Source organism: Coprococcus sp. AF21-14LB (assembly GCF_003458885.1).
Classification (GTDB): domain Bacteria; phylum Bacillota; class Clostridia; order Lachnospirales; family Lachnospiraceae; genus UBA9414.
On the sequence record NZ_QRVX01000090.1, the window covers coordinates 1 to 4,374 of the forward strand.

2 protein-coding genes and 2 pseudogenes are annotated in these 4,374 nt (G+C 43.7%); 3 read left to right on the forward strand and 1 reads right to left on the reverse strand.

All coding sequences use genetic code 11. From position 1 onward, the window contains the following. Nucleotides 1-179: 179 nt before the first annotated feature. The 3 genes and pseudogenes from DWX73_RS12855 (at nt 180) to DWX73_RS12875 (ending at nt 3,158) form a co-directional block, all read left to right on the forward strand. Nucleotides 180-392: a hypothetical protein gene (locus DWX73_RS12855; protein WP_118349089.1), complete on the forward strand. Its 213-nt coding sequence runs from the start codon at nt 180-182 to the stop codon at nt 390-392. Between the two features lie 58 nt (nt 393-450). After that, the gene (locus tag DWX73_RS12860; RefSeq protein WP_242996905.1) at nt 451-1,116 is read left to right on the forward strand and encodes a hypothetical protein; all 666 of its coding nucleotides are present in this window, start codon (nt 451-453) and stop codon (nt 1,114-1,116) included. 823 nt (nt 1,117-1,939) lie between these two features. Beyond that, nucleotides 1,940-3,158: pseudogene (locus DWX73_RS12875) on the forward strand (MFS transporter). A gap of 80 nt (nt 3,159-3,238) precedes the next feature. Here the strand turns inward: DWX73_RS12875 and DWX73_RS12880 are convergent. Next, a pseudogene (locus tag DWX73_RS12880) lies at nt 3,239-4,038 on the reverse strand (helix-turn-helix domain-containing protein). Nucleotides 4,039-4,374 lie beyond the last annotated feature (336 nt).

Below are 4,374 nucleotides of genomic sequence, written 5' to 3' on the forward strand. Positions count from 1 at the left end.
TTAAGAAAAGAAATAAAGCAAGAATTTTATAAACGGATTATAAATAAAGAAGACTTTTTGAAAGAAAAGCGGTTTGTAGAGCGTGTTAAAAATAGGAGTTTCATAGTTTGTAACAATGCTTTATAGATAAATCGGAATTTTGTGGAGAGGAACAAGTTTGAGGTAAGAGGTAATATTCTATGAAAATATGGTACAAAGGAGTTTTATGCAATACCGGCACATATCGTTATATGGGAGAAGATAAACCTGCGTTATATTATATTTATAGTCCAGACCAAGAAACAATGCTTAAAGCAGGATTTGTGGAAGATCATCCCTGCTTATGGGTCAAAGTATTAACCGATGAGGAATATAATGAAATTATTACTATTTTGGATCAAATGATGGACTGATTGGATAACTTCCAGTTTGTAAAATTGAAAAATATGAATTTGAAGGGATGTGTTTCAAGTGAAAAAGGAAGAACGACAAAAATATAAGGAACTAACAAAAGCGTTGCCTAAAATATTAAAAGATAAAATTAAAAAATATAAGTTTAAGAAAAAAGACTTTATGATTTGGTATAAGAAAAAAGAATTATTTTTCGATTTGCTTATTGATGTGAAAGTAAAGTCAGATGATAAGTGTTATTGTACTGCCGTAGAAACAATCAAACCATTGTGGTTAGATGATTTGTTATGGGATTTATTGAAAATGGAAACCAACAAAGAAACACCTTTAAGTTTGAGAACTATTGGTGCATTTACAGTTAGCGGAGCTGAATTGTTTAAAAATGAAACAGAATTAAAAGAATGGACAATCAGTGAATTAGAAGAAATCATAGATAATTATTTAGAACATTTTTATAAAACTGTTCAATCATCTTCAATCTGTGATTTTTACAATAATTTAGGTCAGTTTACAAGGAACTACACGCAGACCGTGAAACGGGCTGCTGACAACAAACGGCGCTATGCTCCCGGCTGGGTGCATAGCACCTGTTTGTTGCGGGGGTTTCCAAAGGGGGCAGCGCCCCATTTGGCACACGACTTTGCGGAGCAAAGTGTAGTGTGTTATACGCTCTGTCGGCGTTGCCCTGAAAATACCGTTGCCGCCGGGGAGGGCAAGGGCATTTGACGCGGCAGGAAAGCAGGGCTTTGTTTGGGGCTGGTAAGCCGGAAACAAAGGGCTGATTTCAGCAGCAGACAGGGCGTATTATGAAAGCCCCCGTCCCTCGTCCTCCGCCCCCGGCCTATGGGACAAAAAGTCCCAAAGCTCTGGACACCGTGACCAGATGTGTGGCCACACTCCGGGAAAAGTAGCAGGACGGCAGGAAACCGTCAAGGCTGAAATGAATGGCTGACGCCCGGCCTTGACCGTTCCCCGCCGCCCCGCTGGATGGGTGGACAAGGTGGCCAATCCCTAAAAGTGTTTGGCCGCACTCGTTCATTTTGGGGCCTTTCTTCTCCCAAAATTGAAATGGGCGGGAAAGCCCTAAAATGGCTTTCCCGCCTTGATTACCCATTAGCAAAGACGGGCGAGACTGTCAACGGCGGCGCTGAAAGCGCCGTTCATCTTGACCGTTGACTGGCTCGCCTGGCTTTGCTACTGCCCGTAAGAGATGGAAAAACAAGATGGAAACAAGGTTAAAAATGGTTGACAAGTCTATCGGATGTGTGTTATACTGTGCGACAGTTTGAGATTGGAAGGAGGCTTACGTGTGTTAATTTGTGTACGCTAATAAGCAATAAAAAGTAGAAGTACCTTTCCACATGATGGTGGGCTTTTTTTGCGTGCGTATGCAAAGGAACACGTAGGTTTGACACGAGCAGTCTTTGAACTGTATCGTGGTGTTTTTTCGTGCTTTGTTGTTATGCAGCGTCTGCCCTCTCTGTGGGACAACGCCTGCTTTTTATTGCAGAAACAAAGGAACAATGCAATAAAAAAGGAGGTTCGCATTATGACCCAAAACAACAATTCATGGAGAAAAACTTATTTTACACTTCTTGCCGGACAAGCAATATCCTTTATTAGCAGCGGTATTTTGCAAATGGCCATTATCTTTTATTTGGTTGCGAAAACTAATTCTGCAATCATATTGACGGCGGCAACACTGATTGGATTTTTGCCGCAAGCCTGTTTAGGCCCGTTTGCAGGTGCTTTTGTTGACCGGCACAGCCGTAAAAGCGTAATGATTGGTGCGGATTTGATAATTGCCGCCGCTGGCGGTATTCTGGCGCTGGTGGCGTTTTACATGGAATTGCCCGTATGGTCTATTATGGTTGTCCTGTTAATCCGAAGTGCGGGAACTGCTTTTCATTCTCCAGCATTCAGCGCAGCAACACCTATGATTGTGCCAAAAGAGGAACTTACAAAATGCGCTGGTTACACGCAGACCATGCAAGCAGTAAGTGCGATTATCAGTCCAGCTGCCGCAGCGTTTTTATATGCTGTTTGGCTCTTAATGCAATTATATTGTTAGATATTGTGGGTGCAATCCTTGCCTGTGTGACTGTTGCGATTTCGTCCATACCAACGCCTGAACTATGTCCAGAAACGAAAAGACAACAGTTTTTACAGGATATGAAAGAGGGGTATGTGGTATTAAAGCAAAACAGGGGCCTCTTTGCTCTGCTCTGGATTGGTGTAATTTATATGTTCTTTTATATGCCAATCAGTACGCTTTTTCCTCTCATCTGTATGTCATACTTCAAAGGAACACCGGCCCATGCCTCTGCCGCTGAAATTGCTTTTGCGGTTGGTATGCTGCTTGGCGGAGTCATTCTGAGCATTTGGGGCGGTTTTAAGAAACGGCGGTACACCATCGGTCTTTCCGTTCTCCTGATGGGCGTTAGCAATATGCTCTCCGGCTTTTGCCGCCAGACGCATTTCTTGTCTTTGTTGTGTGCTGTACTGTTATGGGAATTTCCGCTCCATTTTACGGTGTGCAAGATGCGATTTTTCAAGAAACGGTCAAACCAGAATATCTGGGGAGAGTTTTTTCTCTACTGACAAGCGCCGCTTCCCTCGCCATGCCGTTTGGCCTTGTCATTTCCGGGCCTCTGGCGGAGCGGCTGGGAGTTGAGAAATGGTTTGTCATTTGCGGAATTGGCATTATCATCGTTGCGCTTGCCGTATTTTTACTACCCGGTTTGAGAGAGATTGACAATACGCAATAATCAACTGCACCTTTTTCTATTACTAAACAAAATGCCTGGATGGTGGTTCTGAAAAACCAGAACCGCCGTTCAGGCATTTTTTATCTTCGTCCTCTCTGCGGTTTTGGATTCTTCAGCAAGTCGGATTTTTCCGCAATCTTTTTCAGCCACTTCCGTTCTTCTACTGACAGCTTCCTAAAATTCAGCTTGAGCCGTTTGCAGATAAACGCCAAGTACGCTTGTTCCGTGTCGCTGTCCTGGCTGACGATTTCACCAGCAGTTTCCAGCATTTCTTTTAGCGGGTTATCCTCTGGGACGCTGAAAAAATCGTCCTTGTGTGTTTCCCGCAGAGCAAGGGCAATCCCGTTTATGTCCCGTTGTATCACATAGCGGCAAAACTCGTCCTCATCAATATGGGCGGTGATAAGCTGTCTTAACTGCGTATCACTCATGCCAGGATTATGCTTTTTTATAACAGTTGCGCTCATCGTGTCCACTATGGCGTTTGCACCCTGCGCCTGTTTCAGTGCCGTTCCGTTCACATAGATTTCAAGGTCAGCCATCAGCCGGGGGAAATCCGGGTGCGCCGCCAGCTCACACAGCAGGGTATTGTCTATCCTCCCGCTTTTCAGCAGGTCAATCATTTCATCACTCAAACGCAGGTCTGCAAGATCGCGTTTGGGTGATTTTTCATTTCAGACAGCCCCAGCAGATAATCAGCGGTCACACCGTAAAACTTCGCCAGCCGGATAAGGGCATAGTGGCTGATGTCCTTGAAGTCTTCCGTTTCGTAACTGCCCAGCGCAGACTTGGAAAGCCCGGTCTGCTCCGCAAGCTGCCCCAGCGTCAAGCCACGCTCCACACGTAGGTCTTTTAATCGCTCTTGTATGGATAAAGACATATTCACCCTCCTTGCTAGCTCAACGAAAGAGAAGCCGTTATGCTATGTACTATGCTCATAGCATAACGGCATAGGCATTTACAGTTTTATTTTACCATTTGCTACATCTTCACGAAATTTATCAACAAGCTTCGCTGTCAGCTTGGATTTACCGTAGTGTCAAGTACAAAAGTACGATAACTTTTTCCATCTACAAGCACATCACGGGAGTTTGACAGTTGAATATTAAAAAAAGTTCTCACAGGTCGCATAAAACCTGCTTTTTTTATGTCAAATTTTCTGTTTTTATGGCTGTTATTTTATGTTATTGTATGATATAATAAGGGATAGGAGGGA